This window comes from Aquiflexum gelatinilyticum (assembly GCF_024741135.1).
In the GTDB taxonomy this organism is placed as follows: Bacteria; Bacteroidota; Bacteroidia; order Cytophagales; family Cyclobacteriaceae; genus Cognataquiflexum; species Cognataquiflexum gelatinilyticum.
Genome location: NZ_JANSUY010000002.1, coordinates 403,141 through 423,797 on the forward strand (window position 1 = coordinate 403,141; position 20,657 = coordinate 423,797).

At 40.6% G+C, this 20,657-nt stretch carries 19 protein-coding genes; 7 read left to right on the top strand and 12 right to left on the bottom strand.

The genetic code is table 11. The features are described 5' to 3' along the window. Window positions 1-24 precede the first annotated feature (24 nt). The 7 genes from NU887_RS05665 to rfbC all read right to left on the bottom strand — a co-directional run bounded on the left by NU887_RS05665 (window position 25) and on the right by rfbC (window position 6,380). Window positions 25-765, bottom strand: a complete 741-nt coding sequence (locus NU887_RS05665; protein WP_258422389.1) for a shikimate dehydrogenase family protein — start codon at window positions 763-765, stop codon at window positions 25-27. After that, on the bottom strand, window positions 762-1,697 hold the full coding sequence (locus NU887_RS05670) for a polyprenyl-phosphate transporter (protein ID WP_258422390.1): 936 nt from the start codon (window positions 1,695-1,697) through the stop codon (window positions 762-764). The genes NU887_RS05665 and NU887_RS05670 overlap by 4 nt, the downstream gene beginning before the upstream one ends. 51 nt (window positions 1,698-1,748) lie before the next feature. Further along, window positions 1,749-2,519, bottom strand: coding sequence for a phosphosulfolactate synthase (locus NU887_RS05675; RefSeq protein ID WP_258422391.1), 771 nt, complete (start codon window positions 2,517-2,519; stop codon window positions 1,749-1,751). A gap of 20 nt (window positions 2,520-2,539) precedes the next feature. Further along, window positions 2,540-3,967: a tetratricopeptide repeat protein gene (locus tag NU887_RS05680; RefSeq protein ID WP_258422392.1), complete on the bottom strand. Its 1,428-nt coding sequence runs from the start codon at window positions 3,965-3,967 to the stop codon at window positions 2,540-2,542. 147 nt (window positions 3,968-4,114) lie between these two features. Continuing rightward, entirely contained in the window at window positions 4,115-5,080 is a 966-nt protein-coding gene (locus NU887_RS05685) for an NAD-dependent epimerase/dehydratase family protein (RefSeq protein WP_258422393.1), read from the bottom strand. After that, entirely contained in the window at window positions 5,077-5,829 is a 753-nt protein-coding gene (locus NU887_RS05690; protein WP_258422394.1) for a tyrosine-protein phosphatase, read from the bottom strand. The genes NU887_RS05685 and NU887_RS05690 overlap by 4 nt, the downstream gene beginning before the upstream one ends. Continuing rightward, entirely contained in the window at window positions 5,829-6,380 is a 552-nt protein-coding gene (gene rfbC, locus NU887_RS05695; protein ID WP_258422395.1) for a dTDP-4-dehydrorhamnose 3,5-epimerase, read from the bottom strand. Before rfbC ends, NU887_RS05690 begins: the two co-directional genes overlap by 1 nt. 230 nt (window positions 6,381-6,610) lie before the next feature. Between rfbC and hflX the strand changes: the two genes are divergently transcribed. Next, complete coding sequence (gene hflX, locus NU887_RS05700) at window positions 6,611-7,873, top strand: GTPase HflX (RefSeq protein ID WP_258422396.1); 1,263 nt, start codon at window positions 6,611-6,613, stop codon at window positions 7,871-7,873. Between the two features lie 131 nt (window positions 7,874-8,004). On the opposite strand, the gene NU887_RS05705 is transcribed toward hflX, so the two are convergent. The 4 genes from NU887_RS05705 to mazG form a co-directional block, all read right to left on the bottom strand. Further along, a complete protein-coding gene (locus tag NU887_RS05705; protein ID WP_258422397.1) occupies window positions 8,005-9,387 on the bottom strand; it encodes a methyltransferase RsmF C-terminal domain-like protein in 1,383 nt (460 codons plus the stop codon). A gap of 47 nt (window positions 9,388-9,434) precedes the next feature. Further along, window positions 9,435-10,226 carry a CHAD domain-containing protein gene (locus tag NU887_RS05710; protein ID WP_258422398.1) on the bottom strand — a complete coding sequence of 264 codons (792 nt, stop codon included), beginning with the start codon at window positions 10,224-10,226 and terminating at the stop codon, window positions 9,435-9,437. A gap of 63 nt (window positions 10,227-10,289) precedes the next feature. Then, window positions 10,290-11,201: a hypothetical protein gene (locus tag NU887_RS05715; protein WP_258422399.1), complete on the bottom strand. Its 912-nt coding sequence runs from the start codon at window positions 11,199-11,201 to the stop codon at window positions 10,290-10,292. A 273-nt stretch (window positions 11,202-11,474) separates the two neighbouring features. Continuing rightward, window positions 11,475-12,275: a nucleoside triphosphate pyrophosphohydrolase gene (gene mazG / locus NU887_RS05720; RefSeq protein WP_258422400.1), complete on the bottom strand. Its 801-nt coding sequence runs from the start codon at window positions 12,273-12,275 to the stop codon at window positions 11,475-11,477. Window positions 12,276-12,345: 70 nt separating this feature from the next. Here mazG and NU887_RS05725 point away from each other — a divergent pair, with 70 nt between their 5' ends. The 5 genes from NU887_RS05725 to NU887_RS05745 all read left to right on the top strand — a co-directional run bounded on the left by NU887_RS05725 (window position 12,346) and on the right by NU887_RS05745 (window position 17,816). After that, window positions 12,346-12,576, top strand: coding sequence for a hypothetical protein (locus NU887_RS05725; RefSeq protein ID WP_258422401.1), 231 nt, complete (start codon window positions 12,346-12,348; stop codon window positions 12,574-12,576). 59 nt (window positions 12,577-12,635) lie between these two features. Then, window positions 12,636-14,027: a phosphoglucosamine mutase gene (gene glmM, locus NU887_RS05730; protein ID WP_258422402.1), complete on the top strand. Its 1,392-nt coding sequence runs from the start codon at window positions 12,636-12,638 to the stop codon at window positions 14,025-14,027. Window positions 14,028-14,099: 72 nt separating this feature from the next. Beyond that, the gene (locus tag NU887_RS05735; protein ID WP_258422403.1) at window positions 14,100-15,242 is read left to right on the top strand and encodes a cysteine desulfurase family protein; all 1,143 of its coding nucleotides are present in this window, start codon (window positions 14,100-14,102) and stop codon (window positions 15,240-15,242) included. 164 nt (window positions 15,243-15,406) lie between these two features. Then, window positions 15,407-16,540, top strand: a complete 1,134-nt coding sequence (locus NU887_RS05740; RefSeq protein WP_258422404.1) for a DUF4221 family protein — start codon at window positions 15,407-15,409, stop codon at window positions 16,538-16,540. A gap of 76 nt (window positions 16,541-16,616) precedes the next feature. Continuing rightward, on the top strand, window positions 16,617-17,816 hold the full coding sequence (locus NU887_RS05745) for a redoxin domain-containing protein (RefSeq protein WP_258422405.1): 1,200 nt from the start codon (window positions 16,617-16,619) through the stop codon (window positions 17,814-17,816). A gap of 16 nt (window positions 17,817-17,832) precedes the next feature. Here the strand turns inward: NU887_RS05745 and NU887_RS05750 are convergent, their stop codons facing one another. Beyond that, on the bottom strand, window positions 17,833-19,623 hold the full coding sequence (locus NU887_RS05750; protein WP_258422406.1) for an ABC transporter ATP-binding protein: 1,791 nt from the start codon (window positions 19,621-19,623) through the stop codon (window positions 17,833-17,835). Between the two features lie 176 nt (window positions 19,624-19,799). Here NU887_RS05750 and NU887_RS05755 point away from each other — a divergent pair, with 176 nt between their 5' ends. After that, complete coding sequence (locus tag NU887_RS05755) at window positions 19,800-20,657, top strand: phytanoyl-CoA dioxygenase family protein (protein ID WP_258422407.1); 858 nt, start codon at window positions 19,800-19,802, stop codon at window positions 20,655-20,657.

The window sequence follows — 20,657 nt, forward strand, 5'->3', positions numbered from 1 at the left end:
ATGATATTAAAATGTGAAAAGAAATCAATTCCAGATCTTCCAGGCAGCTTCTGCCTGAAGTTGGAGCATTTCCAATCCATTCTTTACCAATGCACCGCGCGCCTCAAGGGAGCGCATCAAAAAAGTTTTTTCAGGATTGTACACCAAGTCATAGACCTTGTGCATTCCTGTAATGTAATTTGGGTTGATTTCCGGCATTTCTTCGGTTTTTGGAAATGTCCCTACTGGAGTGGTATTGATGATAAGCTGATGGGACTCAAGTATGGTGGGATTTGACTCCAAATCTCGGTAATTGATCCAACCAGGTTTTTCAGAAGAATTTCTAGAAACCATCAATAAAGAAATTCCCATATCTGAAAGCGCCTGCACCACTGCTTTGGATGCTCCTCCGGTTCCCAGAACCAATGCTTTTGGCTTGCTCGATCCAAGAAAACCCTCAAGTGATTGTCTAAATCCTATATAGTCGGTATTGTAACCTTTGAGTTTTCCTCCTTTGATTTGGATGCAATTGACTGCACCGATTTCTTTGCAGGCAGGATCCATTTCATCTAGAAATGGAATAACCTTTTCCTTGTAAGGAATGGTGACATTAATGCCTTCCAGTTCAGTATTTTCGGACAGGATTTTGGGAAAAAGTGAAATTTCGGGGATTTCATATAAATCGTATTGACAGTCAACGATTCCCTCCCTTTCGAATTTAGAAGTAAAATACTTCTTGGAAAAAGAATGGGTCAACGGAAAACCTATCAATCCGAATTTTCTCATGATCGCTTCAGGTAATTAGCTGTTCTTTCAATTCCCAGAACCAATAGGATTCCAAACAAAAATGACAACACTGCATAAAGTATCAGCGGTTCCTGTCCAGTCACTTCCAAATAATGTTGGGGCCAAATATTTTCGGTTAGGAAAGGTTTCTGTTCTCCAGAAGAAGACATCCTATAAGAGAGGATTTCTTTCCAAGGCCAGATTTTGTTAAGTGATCCTAGCATAAATCCGGACAGAACACCGATAGTCACTGCATGGTAATGTTTCAGCAACCAAGAAATCAACCTACTGAAAGAAAGCAATCCGACAACACAGCCAGATCCGAACAATGCGATGATCAGAAAGTCTCTTTCACTGACAGCATCAAGGATTCTTTCATATTGACCCATCACAAGGAGCAAAAAACTCCCCGAAATGCCGGGTAAAATCATCGCACAGATCGCAATTCCTCCAGCAACAAAAGTGAACCAAAGGGTATCAGGAGTGGTAGTGGGCGGTAAGCCGGTAATCCAATAGGCAGTTATTGTTCCTAAAAGTAGAGAAAGGATCACGCCAACATTCCATCTCTTGATGTCTCTTAGGATAATTACCGCAGAAATGATGATCAATCCGCAAAAAAACGACCACAGAGGAATCGGATGGTTGTCCATCAGGTAAGTGATTACCTTTGAAAGAGAAAAAATACTTGTCAGAATCCCAGCAAGCAAGGTGAATAGAAAACCCCCATTGATATGCTCCCAAAGGCTCTTAATTTCAAATTTGAATAGAAAACCTAGGGCAGTTTTATCAATGGACTTGATACTGTCGAGAAGTTTTTGGTAAATGCCTGCTATCAGGGCAATAGAACCTCCTGAAACTCCGGGAACGACATCAGCAGCTCCCATGGACATGCCTTTGAGGAAGGTTAAAATATAATCTTTGAGATAGTTCATTGTGGATCAAAAAAAGGACTGCCTTCTTAATCAGGCAGTCCAGAAATAGTATTACATAAGGTGTGCACCTAGAAAATGGTCAAAAGTGTCTCCTCTGAGACCTAATCGGATGGTTTCTAGGGGAATAAGTTCATTTGGGGCAATATTGCCCAGATTGACGTTGGCTCCAAGAAGTTTTACAAACCAAACTTGTTGCTCTTTTTGGGGAGCTTCCCAAATAATTCTGTCCTCAGGGATTTTGGTAAGAATTTCTTCCACCAGACCCTGTCTGACTTCTCCTGAATCTCTGAACAAACCCACGTTTCCGCCTTCTCTTGCTTCCCCGATTACTTTCCACGAACCCGCATCAAGTTCACTTTGCATCTGTTCGATCCATTTGTATGGAGGGATGATTTTAGCAGCATCTTTTGATCCAACTTCTGACAAAACGGTGACATCCTTAGATAAAATTTGGATGTATTCACATTTTTTGCCGTGGTTGAGGCTGATTGATCCGTCAGAGACCTCTGCAAAGGAAAGGTCAAATTTTTCCAGAACCCTTCTGTAATCCTCAAATTGACCTCTGATGACAAATGCCTCAAACAAAGTACCTCCCAAATAGACAGGGATCCCTGCATCTTTGTAAATCTGGATTTTCTGTGCAAGATTTTTAGTGAGATAGGAAGTAGCCCAGCCTAGCTTGACAATGTCCACAAAATCACTGTTGGCCTCAACGAAGTTTTCAACCTCCCTGATACCCATGCCTTTGTCCATAACCATGGTAAACCCCGTAGTACGTGGTTTTTCAGTTCGTACAGGCAGATTCTTCAGAACGTAATTCATTAAGTTCGAATTTCAGGTAATTAATTGTTTAGATCGGATGATGTATCGGCATCCTTATATTGGGAGATGATTTTGAAAATAGCCTTTTGGTGTTTGATCTCCGGCATCAAATCGTACAACAATGTGTGTCTCCCAAAGTCCAAAGTTAATGCATTTTCTAAATATGAAAAGGCTTCCTTGTATTTAGCTGATTTAATCAGATAGACCACGAGTCTGTAATATAATTCAGCTTCTTCGGGCAATTCTTCAATACCTTCCTTGATGACGTCTTCAGCTTCCTCAAACCTGTTTTGGTCAAAATAGATGATAGAAAGGTTGACATAGGTTTCTATAATCCCCGGTTCAAGGGTGATGGCTTCTTCATACGCTTCAGAACTGGCCTGAAGGTTGCCGAGGTTGTATTCCGCATCCGCAAGTCCTACCCAATAGGTGGCATTTTCTTTGGTAAGTTTGATTGCTTTTTTGAAATAATGAATGGCTTCAAAGAATTTTTCTTTTTTGAGCATGCACATTCCCAATCCAAACCAGGCATCGTCATATTCAGGATCAAGCTTGGCTGATTTCTTGAAATTTTTGAAAGCCAGGTCTATTTGATCCAATTTTTCATAGGCGGCACCGAGATAGCAGCAGTTTTCGGCATTTGCACCCTCACAGTTAATGGTGTTTTGGTATGCTTCAAGTGCAAGCTCAAATTGGTTGGTATTCATATAGGCATTGCCCAAATTGAAATAGGCAGAGGCGAAAGCATCATCAATAATCAGGGCATAATCATAGGCCTGTATGGCTTCCTCAAACCTTCCAAGTCTGTTGTAAACCACGCCTAGGTTATACCAAGCACCTGCGCTGTACGGGTCCTGATCTATAAATTCCCTATAAAAATCAAGGATTTCATCAAAAGAACCCTCTTCCTCAGTGATCATTGCCAATTGGAACAGTGCATCCTCATGGTTGATCCTGATTTTGACACATTCCTTATAATAATATGTGGCTTTTTCGTTGTTTTCGTTGGCTTTGTAAAGGTTGCCAAGTGTATAATACACTTCAGCTTTGTCCTCGGCCATAGGTAAAAAATTCTCCAGCAGTTCGATCGCTTCTTTGATATTGCTGTTGATCATCAAGGCCTGACTGAGTGCTAAAACGATATCCTCGTTGTTCGGAGACAGGTTGTTGAGATTCTCGAGAATTTCCAATCCCTCCTCCAGTTCATCATTGAATATTAGGCACTGCGCCTTCAACAGCTTGATTTCGACGCTGAAGGGAAATTTTTCCAAAGCATGTGCAGATGCTTTTAGTGCTTTTACAAATTTCTGTTGATCAAAATAAAACCGGACTATGTTTTCTAATTCCTCTTCCTCAAAATAAAGATCCATATTGGATTTAAGTGAATTTTCAAACCGTTCTACGAGTTCTTTGTCTTCTTCCCAATCGTTATCAAAATCTCCGGTCATCTGTTTCTTTTAATAGTTTACTTAAGATAAAAAATTATTTTTTGGTACAAAACCCCTCTTTGATTATTTTTTTATGGAAGTGGCCAATATGTGCCAAATCCCCCAAAAAGAGGATTTTGAAATTTTAAATGGATTAACGTCCAGAATTTAATTTTCGTTCGACTTCGCCCACCTGAAACTGTCTTCCAAAGAATGGTACCTGAATTTGATTGCTTCCGTCACTTTTCTATTGTCCATGGTAATCGAAAGCTGTGCAAGCATCGCTGTCTGCTTGTTTAGCGGATTTTTGCTTATTCCCAAGAGCCTTCCTATTCCAATAAAAAATATCGCTAGTTTGATCTGAAAAGGGCTGACTTTCTTGGCAGGAGCCTTTTTTTCAAAAACCTTTGCCATAGTTTCAAAAAAATCCTTGTACAATACAGCGCTGTTGTTTAGAATAAATTTTTCTCCCCAGAGGTTTTTTTTAAATAGTTGATGGGTGATTTCTACGGCATCCCTGATATCAATGAAATTGACAGTACCTGCAGGGTAGTATTTACTTTCTTCCAGGACATAATGGTAGATCTGTGTACTACTGCGGTCATCACTGACTTTGCCCAAAATGATCGAAGGCAGTATCACTATTGCCTCCAAACCTTCCTGTACGCCCCTCCAGACTTCCAGTTCGGCCTGGTATTTAGAGATAGCATAGGGAGTGTTAAGCGTAGATTCTACCCAAGGGGTATTTTCATCAGCAACTTTTGCCTCGGCGGTTCTTCCCAAAGCCGAAACTGAACTGACATGGATCAGTTTATTGACTCCTTTGGCTAGCATTGCGTTTACCACATTGGCAGTGCCATCTACATTGATTTTCATCAATTTACTTTCATCTCCGGGATTGAACGAAACCATTCCAGCTGCATGGATTACGAGATCTACTTTATCCATAGCCTCCTCCAAGGAAAGAGGATCCAAAATATCTCCCTCGACCCAAGTAATTCCCGAATCAGAATTTTCCAATAAACCCTTAGACCTGTGCTCTCTTTTCAAGGCCAGGATTTCCCCTTCTCCCATAAATTTTTTAGAAAGGTAACTTCCAAAAAGTCCGGTAGCTCCTGTGATCAGAATTTTCATAGATAGGTATTGAATATGGAAATTTCCTGGATTTTGTCGTAATATTTACTCTGGGTCAATGATTCCAAAGCATCTAGATATCGGTGATTATGAGTGTCGGTTCCTACGTATTTAATCCTGTTTTCTTTCACCAGCAATTCAGCAAAAGCCTGGACATGCCTGGAATAAAATCCGGTAAGGGACAAAAGATTGAGCTGAAAATAAATATCCCTATCAATCATTTCATGAAGCAATTTTTTGTCTTGGGCAAGGTATTGATAGCGCTCAGGATGTGCCAGTATCGGTTTATATCCGTTCATTTCCATTTCAAAAAATATCTCCACCAGCATCAGCGGTTTTGTTACAAACCCTGTCTCCACCAAAACGTGATTTTTGTATACAGTGAGGAGTGGTTCGCCACTTCTGACTTTTTCGAGGAAGAATTCATCTAGGTAATATTCTGCGGCTGCGTTTATTTCTATGTCAATGGATTCTTTTTGAAGGGCTTCCTTCACTTTTTTCAATCCACCAAGAATAATCTCAGGCGTATTTTTATAAAATTCGGACATGATATGGGGGGTAGTCACGATTTTCTTGACCCCAAAGTCCTTTAACCTTGAAATCATTTCCAAAGATTCTTCCAATGACTTAGAGCCATCGTCTATGCCCGGAATAAGGTGCGAATGCATATCAGTCTGCATCCAGCCCAGATCGAGTTTATTTGGGGTTAGTGCTTTGCTTTTGCTCTTCAAAAAATCAAATAATCCCATTATAGTCCTCCTTTGGTCATTTCTGTAAATTCTTCGAATGTTGGAAGAATTTGGTCTTTGGCAGAAATTATGGGTGTATCCACCTGCCAGTCAATATTTAAAATTGGGTCATTCCATATTACTCCGCCTTCGCTCGCTTTGTTGTAATAATTGGAACATTTATAAGAAAATACCGCATCTTCCAACACAGAAAACCCATGTCCAAATCCCTCAGGAACGAAGAGCATGTTATGGTTTTGGTCATCCAGAATTTTGCTGTACACTTTTCCATAGGTCTTTGAACCTTTTCTTAGGTCAACCACTACATCTAGAACTTTTCCGCTGATAACTTTGACAAGTTTGGCTTGAGCATGAGGTTCATTTTGATAGTGAAGACCACGAATGGTGCCAACTTTGGAGAATGATTGGTTTTCCTGAACCCATTCTTTGTCGATGCCCTGAGAGAGGAGAGCTTCTTTTCTGAATGACTCGAAAAAATAACCGCGTTCGTCCTTAAAAATCACAGGATATATTTCAAAAAGACCCTCAATGGGCGTTGCTGTTATTTTCATTGTTTGTTGTTACAGGTAAATATGATAGCTAGAATCCGATAATTAATTTTGGGTATAGACCAAAAAACGGAAACTATTTGTGAGAATTGAATTTAGGATATTACCAGGTCATGGGGTTTTAATGTCGCAAATATAAGGCTTATTGTCCTTAGGATGTTAAATTTGTAGGACATTCCTGTTTGGAACTATTTTCAGTCAGCTTCTCTTTTTCCAATATATCGCCAAAATGTATGAGTAAAATTTCAAGGAAATTCCAAAAATTATTTGAAACTGCCCCTATTCAGGAAACTGCCGTCATGGTAGCCCTGATCCGTCAGGGTCAGACCGAGCAACAGGTCCATGAATATCTTGAAGAGCTTGCATTTCTGACAGAGACTCTTGGTGCAAAAACAGTATATAAATTTACCCAAAGGCTGGAGAGACCTGACGTGCGGACATTTGTGGGTACCGGAAAGCTGGAGGAAATCAAAGCATATGTGACACATTTTGAGGTGGATATGGTGATTTTTGATGATGATCTTTCTCCCTCCCAAATGAGGAATCTTGAAAATGAGCTCAAAGTAAAAGTCTATGATAGGTCTTTGTTGATTTTGGATATTTTTCTCAATAGGGCGCAGACGGCACAAGCCAAAACCCAAGTTGAGTTGGCAAGGTTCCAATACCTCCTACCAAGACTTACGCGAATGTGGACTCACCTTGAAAGACAGAGAGGCGGTACGGGTACAAGAGGCGGAGCAGGTGAAAAAGAAATTGAAACAGATAAAAGGGATATCAGAAATAAGATCACCCTGCTCAAGGAAAAGCTGAAAGAAATAGAAAAACAGAGTGCTACACAGCGAAAAGGAAGAAAGGGAATCGTAAGGGTGGCTTTGGTTGGATATACCAATGTCGGCAAAAGTACATTGATGAACCTGACCACAAAATCGGATATATTGGCTGAAAACAAACTGTTTGCCACCGTCGATTCCACGGTCAGAAAGGTGGTATATGAAAATATTCCTTTCCTCCTTTCAGACACTGTCGGATTTATCAGAAAGCTGCCGACACACCTTATAGAATCTTTCAAATCAACTTTGGATGAAATCAGGGAAGCCGATCTTTTGGTGCATGTGGTTGATCTTTCCCATCCAAACTTCGAGGACCATATCAATGTCGTCAACAATACGCTCAATGAGATCGGCGCAGGAGACAAACCGGTTCTTTTGGTATTCAACAAAATTGACCTAGTTCCAAAAATGCCCACAGAGGAGCAGATGATGCACATGACAGAATTGGAAGTGGCGGAAAGTAAGTACTTGGATTTTGAAAAACTGTCAATTGCGTATCAAAAGAAATATGGGATAACCCCCGTATTTATGGCTGCCGGTGATGGGACCAATGTGGAGGCATTTAGGGAATCCCTCGTGAAAGAAGTAAAAAAACAACACCTCAAAATCTATCCGCATTACCTTGAAGACGAAGTGGTGGATATGTCAAAGTTTGAGGGGGAATGAAAATAGCCCACAGGTTACAGTCCACAGCAATGGATTTCAAACCTTTATTATTTGTTCAGATGCAAGTAATTGTATAAAAATTAAATTTTATTAAGTAAAATCAGGTTGTATAAAAAACAAGCTCTGAAAAACTATTTCATCCTGATCCGCCAATCTTTTGGGTAGTAATTGTTGGTCCGGTTGCCAAGGTTTTTAAGCCATCCCAAAGGCATGTTTTTAAATGTCACCAAAACCCAACCTTCCGGTAAATCCTTTAAAGGAATATCCTCTTTTCTCAAATAATCCAAGGCCTCCTTCAAGTCAAGGTCATAGGTCAAAAATCCTGATTTTGGTAAAATACTTACGGCGAATTCATGGTTGGGAATGAATTGCTGCTTGTTGATTTTGCCAAGTTCTACTCCAAAATACCGGATATTCAAAAACCTGCACAGGTATTCGAAATGCTGCTGAAAATCTTTGTTAACCCAAAAATAGCTGTCCTGAAGGCTATAAAAACCGCTATATTCAGGTAGTCCAATTTGAACCATCAGCTTTTCTGCTTCTTGTTTTCCAACTGGTTTGATATAAGGATGCTTGAAATCTTTGGTTCTTTTTGGCTCGTGAACTAAAGCGTTTTCCGGCCTTTTGAAAACTGTAATAAAAAATCCCTCTCCTTCCAAACGGTGAGGGAAAAATCGGTACCCAAAAAAACTGATTCCGTCTATGTCAACTTGCGATTCCACAATTCCCCAAGTGCCATCCAAAGTAATTTTGACAGGTTCATATTCGTATTCAGACACGATAAACCTGATCATTTCCTCATTTTCTTTTTGGTTGAAAGTACATGTGCTGTAAATCAGATAGCCTCCGCCTTTGACAAATGAGCCAGCCTGGTCCATGATTCTTTCCTGTCTTGCGGCACATAGGGCCACGTGATCTGGAGACCATTCCGACATGGCGTCCGGATCTTTGCGGAACATCCCTTCGCCAGAACAGGGAGCGTCCACCAATACCAAATCAAAAAAACCTGCCAAATCCCCAAAATGCTCAGGGTCATTCTGGGTGACAAGGGTGTTTCCGATCCCCCATTTGATGATATTTTCTTTGAGAATACCTGCTCGGGATTTTATGACCTCATTGGCCACCAAAAAACCGTTGTTCCCCAAATAGCTACTCAATAAAGTAGACTTGCCTCCGGGCGCAGCAGCGAGATCCAAATAAATGCCGTCTTGAGGAGCCTCGATACTCTTCAGTATTTGTTGGATAAACATCGAGGAAGCTTCCTGTACATAATAACATCCTGCGTGAAAAAGTGGATCTAGGGTAAATGAAGGCCTTTCCTCCAAAAAATAGCCATCTTCATTCCAAGGTACGTGTTTGCAGTTTTCAGGTTGGAAGTTTGTTTTATGCCTGTTGAGCCGAATGGACACCCTTGGCTCTTTTTCCAATGCCTCGACAAATTCCCTGAATTCATTTTCGCCCAAATAGGATTTCATTTGGGTTTCAAATGCTAAGGGAAGGTTGATTTCGGACATCTTGGTTTTTTAACAAAAATAGGGATAAACATGGAACAGGAAGGAATTCATTCCTGGATAATGGCCGTTTCATCTAAATTCATGGTCTTTATTTCAAAATCTTTTTTCAATTCCTTGATTTCGGCCAATTGCTCTTTGAGAGTTGTTTGGATAATTTTAAGACTGCTTTTATTGGCCTTGTTCTTTTTCATCCAAAGTTCCGTCCGGTGGAGGTCATGCCATTTTCCGATTTTATCCTGAAGAAGATCCAGGTAAGACCAGTTTAACTGCAGGTCTCCGATTTGGTCGAATGCAGGTATTTCATGGAGATGAATCAAAACCTTAAGGGATTTTCGGCTTTCATGTAAGTGGTTGAACAGAAGCTTTCTTTTAAGATTTTTAGCCGCGAGATTTAAATGGAATCTGTAAAAATCCAATCCTTTTTCTTCCTTTATTGGTTCTATTCTCTTGAGGGTTTTTTTTAGACTTTTATTTAGCTGATCCTCAAAATCCCCGATTTTAGAAAGAAAATCTTTTGTTTGTTTCTGGACAATATTTTGAAGACGAAGCTTCATTTTCTCATCTTGAATTTGAAATGATTCCAAGTTTTCCAGATTCAACTGAGCTTCTCTAATTAGGCCTGCCTTTTTAAAAATTTTCCTTATAGGACGAAAAAAATAAACGGTTTTGGTTTTGGGATTTTTAAACTCCAGAAGTTTCAATAGGGAATTTGCCTTTTTGACTTCAACCCTCACTTGGTGGAGGGCTTCATGGTTTTGGTCTTTGACAAAAAGGGATAAATGGTCTGATACTGATTTTATCCTTTCTTTGATGTAATCCTTTTGGGCAGCTTTTTTCAACCTCTGATTATTTTTAGAAGTTAAATATACCGGTATTTGATTTTTTCTGGAAAAAAGACTTTGCTATTTCCTTTTGAAAGAAAAACCAATGCCCATGTTGTATCGAATTTTTGAAAAATCAAATCCCACAAGACTTGTTCCCCCACGGAGATTGAAACCATTAAAATCCAAAATAAAGCCACTTTCTACCAATGCCTGATTGAGGTTGATTTCAGTGTTTCTTGCCCAAATTTCACCCAAGCTGTTGCCGTTTTCTTCAAAAATTGTTACCTCCCAAAACTCCCTGGAGTGGTTGAGTCCTGCACCAGCATACCACCATAAAGGTTGGTGTATTTTCCACGTCACCCCCATGACAAATTCAGCGGTTCCTTTCCTTATTTTACCTGTTGCCTCTGAATCTTTATTTTGGGTACCATAAATATTCCCATTGCTCCTTACAGTGATTTCGCCACTTTTTGTAAGAATTTCTGAATTTCCTCTGACTTGAAGATAAGTAGCGATCCCATGATGGTTGATACTGCCTACTGCTATGCCAAAAGGTAATTTAGAATCATATGAAAAAGAAAGGAACGACCTGTCGTAAAGCCTTATTCCTTTTTTTGGATCATAGTTCAAAAAGAAAGTTTCTTTGATTCCCTTGTTTTCACCCGAATTCAATCTGTCATGCAGTTCTTTTATTTTGGGGTCTAATTCTGTTTGATCCATTTTTCTCAAGTGGTTCATATAGGGCTTGGCCATCTTATTTTTTCCAAGGTTATAAAATGCAAGGGCTGAATAATAATATCCTTCTTCGCGTTCAACGTCAGATTTGATCTGTGATTTTGCAAGTTCAAGTACTCTCAGCCACTCCCCATTATTGATTGCAGACTGAACCTGAGCGTCCAAATCAAGGAATGTAAGGTCTTGTGCATTTACACTGATAGTAATGACAAATGGCAGAATAGCCAAAAATAGAATACGTCTTAGGCATTTCATGGGAAATGAAATTTTTGCTGAAAATTGAAGAGTTATAGTTTAAAATGGGGGGTGATCGCATTTTAAATTCAGATGAAATAACAAATAAAAATCAAATTTACCAAATTTTATTTTGAATATAGAGACTTGCCTTTCGCCTCCAAAAAAATGTGGTTATAACTTATATGAAATAGGCAGTTTAGTTTGTCTTGGAATTAAATTGTAAAAACATATTAGTTTCCTTCCATTGCTAAAGATTGCCGGAAAACTTTTTTTCTTCTTCAAAAAATCAAGTCATAGCTTTTTGGCTTCTTCCCAGTAAACATCCATCTCGGCTAGGCTCATGTCTTCTATTTTTCTGCCGGCTGATTTTGCGGCATTTTCGAGGTATTGGAAGCGTTTGATAAACTTGAGGTTGGTCCGTTCCAATGCTTCCTCAGGATTGATATCGATAAACCTTGCGTAATTGATCAAAGAAAAAAGTAAATCTCCAAACTCCCCGGTTGCCTTTGTTTTGTCAATTTCCTGTCCCTCCAAGGTGTTGAATTCTTCCTTGAATTCCTGCATTTCCTCTTCCACTTTTTCCCATACCTGATGCTTTTCTTCCCAGTCAAAACCCACGCCCCGTGCTTTTTCCTGGATCCTCATGGCTTTGATCAAGGCAGGCAAGGACTTCGGAACACCGCCGAGAACAGACGTATTTCCTTTTTCACTGAGTTTGATTTTCTCCCAGTTTTGTTTGACGGTTTCCTCATCTTTGGCCACGGTATCCCCATAGATGTGTGGGTGACGGCGGATGAGTTTTTCACATAGACTGTCAATTACTGAGCCGATATCGAAGGCTTCTTTTTCGGATCCTATTTTGGCATAGAAAACAATATGGAGGAGAATATCCCCCAATTCCTTTTTGATTTCTTCTAGGTTGTTTTCAAGGATTGCGTCTGACAATTCAAAAGTTTCTTCGATAGTAAGGTGCCTGAGGCTCTCAAGGGTCTGTTTTCTATCCCAAGGGCATTGCTCTCGGAGCTCATCCATAATGGTCAAAAGTCTGTCAAACGATTCCAGTTGGTCTTTTCTATGAGATATATCAGTCATGCGTGGGAAACTAATCGGAAAGTGAGGACGTTTTCAAAGTATTACGTAAATTTGCGCAAATTATATTGATATGGCAACCTTGTATTTGACTTTGGGATTCTTGGCATTGTTCTTCGTTTTGATGTCTGTAAGGCTTATTTTCCTCAAAAACGGTGAGTTTAAAGGTACTTGTGCTTCGCAAAATCCTTACCTGAACAAAGATGGAGGTACTTGTAGCTATTGCGGCAAAACAGTAGATGCAAACAGTTCCTGTGGCAATCCAGACAATGAAGTGGACAAAGTTTTGGCCAAATTCAAATAAAAACTTTTCATCTCCCGGATTTACCGGGATTTTTCAATTAGCACTTAAAACTCTTCAATGTGGCGTTAATCAAATCTATTTCCGGTATCAGAGGTACTATTGGAGGTAAACCCGGTGAGGGCTTGACTCCTTTGGATGTTGTCAAATTTACTTCAGCCTATGGCAGTTGGGTGATCAACCAAACAAAAAATCCAAAAGTGGTCATCGGCAGGGATGCAAGGATTTCAGGTGAAATGGTCTCCAAACTTGTTGCTGCGACCCTTCAGGGTTTGGGAATTGATGTGATCGACCTTGGTCTGAGCACTACCCCGACTGTCGAATTTGCCGTTCCTTTGGAAAAAGCCGGTGGAGGTATCATCCTTACCGCAAGCCATAATCCTATTCAATGGAATGCCTTGAAACTGCTCAATGACAAAGGAGAATTTATATCAGACCTGGAAGGAAAATCCATTTTGGATAGCGCTGAGAAAGAAAATTTCTCCTTTGCTGAAGTCAAAAAATTGGGGAAATATACCCAAATCGACGATTATATTGACCGACATGTGCAGCATGTTCTTGGTCTTAAGCTTGTAGACAAAGAGGCCATTGCTGCCAAAAAATTTAAAGTTGTCATTGATTGTGTGAATTCTACAGGAGGCATCGCCTTACCAAAATTACTTAGAGCCCTTGGAGTGGAAGATATTGAGGAAATGTATTGTACCCCAGATGGGCATTTTCCGCATAATCCCGAACCGCTTCCAGAAAATCTCCGCGACATTTCCGACAAGCTTCAAAAAGGAAAATATGACCTGGGTATTGTCGTGGATCCTGACGTTGACAGACTTTGCTTTATGAATGAGGACGGCAGTCCTTTTGGTGAGGAATATACCTTGGTAGCTGTGGCGGATTACGTGCTTTCGCAGACTCCCGGCAATACCGTTTCCAACCTGAGTTCTACACGGGCGTTGAGAGACGTTACCGAAAAAAGAGGTGGACACTACCACGCAGCGGCTGTTGGCGAAGTCAACGTTGTCAATAAAATGAAGGAGACAAATGCGATCATCGGTGGGGAAGGCAACGGCGGGGTCATTTATCCGGAATCCCATTATGGACGTGATGCATTGGTGGGAATCGGTTTGTTTTTGACGCATTTGGCCAAGTTTGGTAAGACAATCTCCAGACTGAGAGCGAGCTATCCGAATTACCATATTTCTAAAAACAAAATCGAACTGACTCCAGAAATCAACGTGGACAAGATCCTAGAGGAAGTCAAAAAGAAATATAAAAAGCAGCCGATCAATGACATTGACGGTGTCAAAATAGAGTTTGACAAGGAATGGGTGCATTTAAGAAAATCAAATACAGAACCCATCATCAGGATTTATTCTGAGTCCGAAAGTCAGGCCACTGCTGACCACTTGGCCAATAAAATCATTCTTGATATCAAAGAAGTGGTGACGAGCTCAAAGTGATTTCAACTATTGTTTGTGAAGACACAAACAATGGCTGATAAAAACAAAATACCCGGACCCAAATAGAAGAAAATGAGAGTTTATTTAGACAATGCCGCCACCACTGCCATGGACGACCGCGTGATCGAGGCCATGCTTCCTTTTATGAGACAGCATTACGGCAATCCTTCATCCGTGCACAGTCATGGAAGGGAAGTCCGGTCTGCTATCGAAAAGGCAAGAAAGAAAGTGGCGGAATTGCTCAATGCCTCTCCTGCTGAAATATTTTTTACTTCAGGCGGTACAGAAGCTGACAATACTGCACTTGTCTGCGGCATAGAAACTCACGGGATCAAGCATGCCATCACTTCCCCGATAGAGCACCATGCCGTTTTGCATACCTTGGAAGATTGTGCCAAAAAAGGAAAGGTGAAGCTCAGCCTTTTGGATGTCAATAATAAAGGAGAAATCAACCTTGACCAACTCAGGGAATTGCTTCAGGCAAATCCCAATTCGTTGGTTTCCCTGATGCATGCCAACAATGAAATCGGAAATATCAATGACTTGGCTGCCATCGGTGGTATGACAAAAGAATACGGGGCTTTCTTCCATTCGGACACCGTGCAGACCATGGGACATTTTGTCCACGATCTCAAAAATCTTCCCGTGGATGCCATCGTGGCCGGTGGGCACAAATTCCATGGACCAAAAGGTTCAGGTTTTTTATATGTGAGAAAGGATAAAAAAATCCATCCCTTCATCCACGGCGGTGCGCAAGAAAGAAATATGCGAGGAGGTACCGAAAATGTCATCGGCATCGTAGGCATCGCCAAAGCATTGGAACTTGCCTATGAAGACATGGCAGGACACCGTGCACACATTGAAGGATTGAAAAAACATTTTATTGAATCACTCCAATACCATATTCCTGAAGTCGGATTCAATGGGCTTTCAGCGGATTTTGGAAAAAGTCTTTATACAGTTTTGAACGTGAGTTTGCCTCCTTCTGAAGAAAACAGAGGCATGTTGCTTTTCAACCTTGACCTCCATGGGATATCGGCTTCCGGCGGTTCGGCATGCAGCAGCGGTGCCACTGTCGGTTCGCATGTACTCCGGGCAATCAACCACGATCCCGAAAGAGAATCCGTGAGGTTTTCCTTCAGCAGGTTCACTACCAAAGAAGAGATCGATTATACTGTGGAGAAGTTGAAAGAATTGTATGGGGTGACGGTTTGAAAGGGTTTTAAGGTTGTAAAGTTTTAAGGTTGAAAGGTTTGGGATACTGACTTCAACTTATTTTCCTTAATGATTAATTAAGCCATGATGAGACCATGGCTTTTTTTTAACTATATCTTCCATAATTTGAATTGGATCCTTATTTTTCCCGAAACTTCTTATAAATGAATAAGCTCTTTCTTTTGGTCGCAATACTGATTCTTATATCCTGTTCAAAAAATAATAATGAAAACTCCACAGGTGCAATTGGTGAAATTAATTTGGAGATAGACACTGTCCTAGTTGATTCTAAAGGAGAAGTGCTAATGGCAGGGACTTTTTTGGGAGTGTTTGATTTATCTGAAGATAAAAAGTACCTATATAATTTCGATGGCAGTTCCCATCAGATCGAAGTTATTGATTTGGATAAACTTGTGTTGGATAGAAAAATCCAGCTGGAAAAGGAGGGTCCAAACGGTATCGAAAATCCCAATGGCCTTCTTGATCTTGGTGAAGGCCGTTTTCTTTTCTCAAATTTTAACTCGTGGACTGTAGTTAACCAAGATGCCCAAAAAATTTCAATGTTCAATTATGAAAAAGAAAAACTCTCCGGAGATAGTCTTTTTGGAAAGGAGGACCTTAATCCTCATTACTTATTCGTGGAAGGTAAAAAAGAGTTTTACACCATTATTGATCAAATTGATCAAAACAGTACCACAATTGGATTGGTCAATCTGGATACTAAAACCCTAAAAAGAATTGAAATTCCCCAACTGGAAAAACTAAAGGATTTTAGAGTGTTGATGACCATGTCTGGTTCTATAGCGTCAAATAAACCAGTGGTAAGCATGTATTCATGGAATGATAAAATCTTAATTGGTAACAATGCCATAAATCAATTTATCATTTTTGATCCAAAATTGGAATCAGTTAATGTAAAAACCTTTGAAAGTAAACTTACCCCTAATCAAAAAACGCCGAATGAAAAGGTTGAAGTAGGTTCCATTGAAGAATTAATTGCGGCAGGCAAAAAATTGAATGAACAAATTGATTTCAAGAATTTAAATTGGGATTCCGATTCCCAAAGATTTTATAGGCTTTCTAGTATTTCTTTACCAAAGCCTGAGGGTGAAACAATTAATAAGGCTGATGTATTCCTAACGGTTTTTGATAAGGAACTCAATATGATTGGGGAGATGAAGTTGGATGGTTTTACCAAACCGCCGGTTACAAGTTTTTTCAAAGACGGAGCAATCTGGATACACCAAAACCTCAATGATGAATTGGGTTTTATAAGAATAAAAGTTTTAGAAAATTGAAGGCTTGTGAGGAAAGTCAAGATCTGCAAATTGCTTCTTTAATAACTCCACGTTAATGTTTAAAAAACCTCTAAATATGAACCCATACCCAAGTGTGAGATTTGTTTGTCTGATCCTTGCTTTTACGCTTGTTAGTCACTTTTCCATGTCCCAAAAGATAGGTTTGGGAGAAAAAATTCCTTCCTTCGAAGTAATTGATCTTAAAACTGATGAAGTGAAGAAAGTTGAAAGTGATTCTGAAAAGATTATCCTAATCGACTTTTGGGCAACATGGTGCGGACCTTGTATTGCGGGAATGCCGCATTTGGAAAGTCTCCAAAAGACTTTTTCTTCTGAACTTCTCGTGCTCGCCGTCAGTGATGAAAGTCCGGAAAGAATTAAAAAATTTATGGTGAACAGGCCCTTCGGTTTTTCCTTTGTATCAGATAAAGAGAAGAATCTGCAGAAATATTTCCCACACAGGATTATCCCTCACACAGTTTTGATTGATAAGTACGGCGAAGTGATAGCCATTACCTCACCGGATCAAATCACCGAAAAAACAATCCGGGACTTATTGGATGGAGAAAAACCTATTATGCCATTAAAACAGGAGCAGGTAGGTTTTGATCCCAGCCATGATTTTTTTGAAGTGGCCGAGGATATGGATCAATATTTTGTGATCCAAAAGGAATTCGAAGGTGTTCCCACTTTTTCTAAGGTTCCAAATCAAGGAACATTTGCTAATAGAAGAATAACAGCCCATAATTTCTCAATAGAAGGACTTTATAGGTTGGCATTTCAAAAAAGCTCCATGAGGTTAGAGTATTTAATTGATAAAGAATTGGTAGCCTATAAACCTGGAAACCTGTATAGCGTGGACGTGATTGTGTCGAAAGGAAGTGAATCTTACCTTTATGAGTATTTTGCAAAAGGGCTTACTGAATGGTTTGAGATAAAGGGAAAACTTGAAAAAAGGACTACCGAGGTAATTGTTTTGTATTCAAAAGGTCAGGCAAACCTGACAGAATCAAAAGATTATAGCTCCTACAGCGGGCGAAGCGGTACCTTTCAAAGTGAGGGAGCTTCTTTGAATGATTTGGTCGAATATCTTGAGGATTTTGATATTTTGGGCTTACCTGTAGTAAACGAAACCAATCTCAATGGCACTTATTTCTTTGACCTGAATTTTGAACCGGAAAATCCCCAAAGTCTAATCGATGCCTTAAATGGTTTAGGCTTGGCAATCAAAAAAGAATCAAGAGAAATTGATGTATTGGTGTTGTATAAGGATTAAGGTTTCAATTCCATTTCTACTCCGCAAACTGCAACCTCACCAGATTGGCATAAAACCCATCTTCCTGCAAAGCCAGTTGTTCGTGGGTTCCCTCCTCGACAATCTCCCCTTCCTTGAGCACATAAATCCTGTCCACCTTGCGAATCGTGGATAAGCGGTGCGCGATGATAATGGTCGTCCTGTTTTTCATCAGTTCATCCAAAGCCTCCTGTACCAATGCCTCAGATTCAGCATCCAATGAGGATGTCGCTTCATCCAAAATCAAAATCGCAGGATCCTTCAGTATGGCCCGGGCAATAGCCACACGCTGACGCTGTCCACCGGAAAGTTTGATCCCCCGCTCACCGACTTTGGTTTCCATTCCTTCTGGAAATTTGCTGATAAACTGCCAGGCATTTGCTTTTTTGGCGGCTTCGATGATTTCTTCCTCTGAAGCATCGGGCTTGGCATAGGCAATATTTTCTTTGATGCTTCCACCAAATAATAAGACCTCTTGAGGGACGATTCCGATGTTTGATCGGAGTTGCTTCAGGTTCCAGGTGTCGATTGATTTGCCATCAATCAAAATCTGACCTTTGTCTATCGGGTAAAACTTCAACAAAAGCTGGATAATGGTAGACTTGCCAGCTCCGCTTTGACCTGCTAAAGCGACTTTTTCGCCGGCAGGAATTTCAAAGTCTATGCTTTTGAGCACTTCCATTTCGGGACGGGTAGGATAAGAAAACCGCACACCCCGGAAGCTTACTTTTCCTTCCATCGGGACTTTTTGGAAATCTGCTGTGGAGACTTCCGGTGCCTCGCCCAAGATTTCCAAAACCCGCTCAGACGATCCTATGGCTTTTTGGAGTTGGCCATAAATGTCTCCCAAGCCCGCAATCGACCCGCCGATAAAGGTGGTATACAGTACAAATGAAACCAAATCTCCCACGCTCATGTCTCCCGAAGCCACCAAAGTCGCCCCGTACCACATCACCGCTACAATGCCGCCAAACAAAGCAAAAATGATAAATGAGATAAAAGCGCCTCGGAATCCCGCAGCTTTCAAAGCCACAACCACGACTTTATTCAATCCTTTTCTATACCTGTTGGATTCGTATTCCTCACCAGCAAAGGATTTGACAGTCATGATGGACTGCAATGTCTCTTCCACTATCACATTGGCAGCAGCAAGTTCATCTTGGGTTTCTTTGGAGAGTTTACGGATAAATTTCCCAAAGACCATCGCAATGATCACCAAAACCGGGAATGTCGCCAACATAAAAAGCGTCAATTTGGGCGTGGTCATCATCAGGAAAATCACCCCAGCTACCAAAGTGATGATTTGTCTCAGGAGTTCAGCCAAGGTTGTCGAGAAAGTATCCTGCAACATGCTGACATCTGCCGTGATCCTGCTGATCAATTCTCCTGTTCTTCTTTTGTCAAAAAAGGTCATCGGCAACTGCACCAATTTACTGTACAATGAAATCCTGATGTCCCGCATACTTCGCTCGGATACTTTGGCAAAAAGCCAAACCCTGAAAAAAGAGAAAATACTCTGAACCAATAATATTCCCAGCAGGATAAAAGCGATTCCGTTGATGTCATCTACCAACCATGTTTTCCCTGAAGCTGTATCGATGAGTTTTCCCGCCACATAGGGAAAAGTCAAAAGTGTAAGACTTGAAAATATGAGGAAAAGCATCCCCAAGAAAAAATTCAATTTGTAAGGTAAGATAAACCTAAAAATCCCCCCAAGCTTACTCAGATTCTGTTTGGTCAGCTTGCGCTTTTCGTGCTCTTCAAGGGCATTGCCTCTCTTTTTTGCCATGGATACTTTTAATTCTGAATTCCTAACCTGCAAATCTAAACAATATGCCCGTAGACCGAAGATAAAAGATCAGATTTTCAGGGAGAGAACCTGACTGTTGGAATATTTATTTTGAAAATAGGCTGGCAGTCCAATTACAAGTTGTGTATTTTTATAAAAAACCAAATTCCAAACCCATGAGCCTCTCTACCTTGACTCCCGCCCAAGTAGCTGATTTTCACCGGGACGGTTACGTCCTGGTCAAAGGATTCTGTTCTAAAGAAGAGACAGAAAAAATGTACAGGACAGCCATTGAAGACGATGCCATGAGAAAAAACGCATTGGACCTCAATGACCTTTCAGGGAAGAAAACAAGACTTTCACTTTGGTTTAAGCCTGGCAATGATGTTTTTGGATACCTGACAAGGAGTGAAAAAATGGTGAAGTCAGTGGCTAAATTGTTGGACAGTGATGCACCTGTCTGTCACTTTCATTCCAAACTCATGCAAAAAGAACCACGTGTTGGCGGAGCTTGGGAATGGCATCAAGACTATGGGTATTGGTACAAGAACCAGTTTGTGTTTCCGGACCAACTCCTCAGCGTCATGGTGGCATTGACGGAAGCCAACAAGGAAAATGGCTGCCTTCAGGTAATAAAAGGTTCCCACAAATTGGGCAGGGTTAATCACGGGTTTTCCGGGGAACAGGTCGGTGCGGACATGGTCATGGTCGAAAATGCCCTCAAAACAATGGAATTGGTTTATTGTGAAATCGATCCGGGAGATGCCTTGTTTTTTCACAGCAATTTGCTGCACAGGTCAGAAGCCAATCTTTCTGACAAACCCCGTTGGTCGATCATTGCCTGTTACAATTCCCAATCCAACCTAGCCTACAATGAAACATCCACTTCTTGGAAAACTCCTGTAGACATGGTTCCGGATGAAGCCATTTTGGAATGGGAGGCAGACTCACTTTCCTCTGCCGATTTTCTCAAAAAGGAAAATGATCCCGCGCTCAAAGAAACAGGTTGGGAAAAAGATGTAAAGTCCTCTTGA

Excerpts from the sequence above, each read along its gene's own strand:
- NU887_RS05665 (WP_258422389.1), bottom strand. The coding sequence starts at position 765 with ATGAGAAAATTCGGATTGATAGGTTTTCCGTTGACCCATTCTTTTTCC.
- NU887_RS05670 (WP_258422390.1), bottom strand. The coding sequence starts at position 1,697 with ATGAACTATCTCAAAGATTATATTTTAACCTTCCTCAAAGGCATGTCC.
- NU887_RS05675 (WP_258422391.1), bottom strand. The coding sequence starts at position 2,519 with ATGAATTACGTTCTGAAGAATCTGCCTGTACGAACTGAAAAACCACGT.
- NU887_RS05680 (WP_258422392.1), bottom strand. The coding sequence starts at position 3,967 with ATGACCGGAGATTTTGATAACGATTGGGAAGAAGACAAAGAACTCGTA.
- NU887_RS05685 (WP_258422393.1), bottom strand. The coding sequence starts at position 5,080 with ATGAAAATTCTGATCACAGGAGCTACCGGACTTTTTGGAAGTTACCTT.
- NU887_RS05690 (WP_258422394.1), bottom strand. The coding sequence starts at position 5,829 with ATGGGATTATTTGATTTTTTGAAGAGCAAAAGCAAAGCACTAACCCCA.
- rfbC (WP_258422395.1), bottom strand. The coding sequence starts at position 6,380 with ATGAAAATAACAGCAACGCCCATTGAGGGTCTTTTTGAAATATATCCT.
- hflX (WP_258422396.1), top strand. The coding sequence starts at position 6,611 with ATGAGTAAAATTTCAAGGAAATTCCAAAAATTATTTGAAACTGCCCCT.
- NU887_RS05705 (WP_258422397.1), bottom strand. The coding sequence starts at position 9,387 with ATGTCCGAAATCAACCTTCCCTTAGCATTTGAAACCCAAATGAAATCC.
- NU887_RS05715 (WP_258422399.1), bottom strand. The coding sequence starts at position 11,201 with ATGAAATGCCTAAGACGTATTCTATTTTTGGCTATTCTGCCATTTGTC.
- mazG (WP_258422400.1), bottom strand. The coding sequence starts at position 12,275 with ATGACTGATATATCTCATAGAAAAGACCAACTGGAATCGTTTGACAGA.
- NU887_RS05725 (WP_258422401.1), top strand. The coding sequence starts at position 12,346 with ATGGCAACCTTGTATTTGACTTTGGGATTCTTGGCATTGTTCTTCGTT.
- NU887_RS05735 (WP_258422403.1), top strand. The coding sequence starts at position 14,100 with ATGAGAGTTTATTTAGACAATGCCGCCACCACTGCCATGGACGACCGC.
- NU887_RS05740 (WP_258422404.1), top strand. The coding sequence starts at position 15,407 with ATGAATAAGCTCTTTCTTTTGGTCGCAATACTGATTCTTATATCCTGT.
- NU887_RS05745 (WP_258422405.1), top strand. The coding sequence starts at position 16,617 with ATGAACCCATACCCAAGTGTGAGATTTGTTTGTCTGATCCTTGCTTTT.
- NU887_RS05750 (WP_258422406.1), bottom strand. The coding sequence starts at position 19,623 with ATGGCAAAAAAGAGAGGCAATGCCCTTGAAGAGCACGAAAAGCGCAAG.
- NU887_RS05755 (WP_258422407.1), top strand. The coding sequence starts at position 19,800 with ATGAGCCTCTCTACCTTGACTCCCGCCCAAGTAGCTGATTTTCACCGG.